The sequence below is a fragment of the Bacillus cereus group sp. N6 genome, from assembly GCF_016483705.1.
Lineage (GTDB): Bacteria > Bacillota > Bacilli > Bacillales > Bacillaceae_G > Bacillus_A > Bacillus_A wiedmannii.
The window spans coordinates 1-1,632 of record NZ_JAEHBI010000156.1; the positions used below are offsets into that span (position 1 = coordinate 1).

Below are 1,632 nucleotides of genomic sequence, written 5' to 3' on the forward strand. Positions count from 1 at the left end.
TCAGTATTTACAAATGAGAGGCATATGAAACTAGTAAAATTAAAAAAGCTTCCGTGAGGAAGCTGAGTAGTTACCATTTTTATTTTCATTTAGTTTATTTATGTATTGTTTACATATATCTTCATCTATTCGATATATATCTTTTGTTGTAAAACTTAAAATTCCTTTTGGATCTCTGTTAAGAAATAAGATTTCATTTTCATATTGTAGGCTATTCGCATTGTATTTATCTTTTCCATGTTTCGTTAAAATAAAGTCTGGGTGCATGAGTATATTTTTAGCGGGAATTTTAAAGCACACCTTTATTGGGTGTCTACTATCTGTATAAGTTATATCTAATTTTTCGTTAAAATGTTCGCCGGAAAGTAAAATATTAGTTTCAAAATTAAATCGTTGGTTAGTATTATCTAAATCACATGCTTCAAACTGACGCAAAACTTGAACTAACTCAATTACATTTAGAGAGCGATATACTTTCACAAATCCATCTTTTTCAATACAATTACATTTTTTTAACATATATTGCGTATGCTCATATATCTTTCTCATCTCGGTAACAGCCCCAAAAAACACTTCATCTGAAATAGAATGTGATAAAGCTAATGTTTCTTCAAACACACGAGTTGTTTTAACATGATTAAAATCAGTTGGCATATAAAAGGTTTCTTCATATCCTAACCGCCTATGAATATTAAGTGCAAATTTAATAAGGGATGTTAGATAATACCTTGTAAAATAAAAAAAAAGAGTATGTGATGTGTATCCATACAACTCAGTACCATTAATTTCTCCTCCTTCGATACATGCGTTGATTAAAGGAGAGCGAATACGGTATCGATAGATGTTGGTTGGATGCGTCCTAGAGGTAGCTAAATAAAAATGTTCGTCTTTCTCTATAGTTTTATTCATCATTAAGCATCCTTTCTAAACACTAAACCCATCAAAAGACTGATTTTTCAAATCAAAATGTCAAAAGTGTACTTTTTGACATAGCTAAAAATGTAGAATTATTCATTTCAAAAATACAACCATACTGGGCAATAACATCTAAAATACCCAAATTACTCTTTGTTTATTTCACTTTCATTAAGATATTAATAATTGGATGTATCTGTTCATGACATACCTGATATGTTTTCAATGTCCCTTGGTTAATACTTCTCACAATACGAGCTCTTTTCAATTTTGCAAGGTGTTGAGAAGTAGTAGATTGGGGGATTTTTAATATATGACATAGTTCGGTCACATTACAACCACCTCTTCGTATCAGTTCCTGAAGTAATTGAAGTCGGACAGGGTGTGCAATATGTCTAAGTACATCCGCTTGTTCTTCATATATATGAAAATCATTCATTTTAGTTTATCCTCCATATATTTTCTCTTTCCTCTATTATACCTAATATATTTATATAGGAGCATTGGATGTATGAATTTTCAGAAATAAAAACTGTTATCAATCAAACGTTTGTTTAAGATATTTTGGTATGATACGTGTGAATCGGGAAGAGCATACATACGTTCAGCTAACTTCCAAATTTGATATACTAAAAGAAAAAATGGTTCTGGTGCAAAAACTTCAGGCCACTTGCAAATAATCTCTCAAACTTGGACATACTGATACTATTATTCTGA

The 1,632-nt window shown here is 30.5% G+C and carries 2 protein-coding genes; both read right to left on the bottom strand.

The features are described from left to right. Positions 1-39: 39 nt before the first annotated feature. A complete protein-coding gene (locus tag JDS99_RS30570; protein WP_199696464.1) occupies positions 40-909 on the bottom strand; it encodes a hypothetical protein in 870 nt (289 codons plus the stop codon). 163 nt (positions 910-1,072) lie between these two features. Next, positions 1,073-1,354 carry an ArsR/SmtB family transcription factor gene (locus JDS99_RS30575; RefSeq protein WP_199696465.1) on the bottom strand — a complete coding sequence of 94 codons (282 nt, stop codon included), beginning with the start codon at positions 1,352-1,354 and terminating at the stop codon, positions 1,073-1,075. Positions 1,355-1,632: the final 278 nt, after the last annotated feature.

Bases quoted from the DNA above. Each gene is read 5' to 3' on its own strand.
- JDS99_RS30570 (WP_199696464.1), bottom strand. From the start codon at position 909: ATGAATAAAACTATAGAGAAAGACGAACATTTTTATTTAGCTACCTCT.
- JDS99_RS30575 (WP_199696465.1), bottom strand. From the start codon at position 1,354: ATGAATGATTTTCATATATATGAAGAACAAGCGGATGTACTTAGACAT.